The following is a 267-nucleotide window of genomic DNA, read 5'->3' as shown; positions in this document are numbered from 1 at the left end:
ACTTGCCGGCATCGGCTGCCGCTTCGATCTTCTCGACCGCTGCGCTGCCGCCTTCGGCCGCCACCGGATCGAAACCCGTCGCACGCACCGTGATGACCTTGATCGGATCGCTCGACTGCACCGTCGCAATCGCGTTGCCCGCGTAGATCGGGCGCTCGAACGTGTCGGCCGAATCGACCGCCGTGATGTCCGAGATCTGCGCGACGTCCAGCTTCGCGGCAATGCGCGGCGCGATGTTCTTGCCGTAGGCCGTCGCCGGCGCGAGGA

Annotated in this window: 1 pseudogene; it reads right to left on the bottom strand. The window is 67.4% G+C overall.

Features of this window, described 5'->3' with window-relative positions:
• Window positions 1-267, bottom strand: a pseudogene (locus G3O06_RS48755) (electron transfer flavoprotein subunit alpha/FixB family protein); the annotation flags it as partial.

The organism is Burkholderia sp. Ac-20345 (assembly GCF_017104825.1).
Taxonomy (GTDB): Bacteria; Pseudomonadota; Gammaproteobacteria; order Burkholderiales; family Burkholderiaceae; genus Burkholderia; species Burkholderia lata_B.
This window is presented reverse-complemented; position numbering and strand designations above follow the sequence as displayed.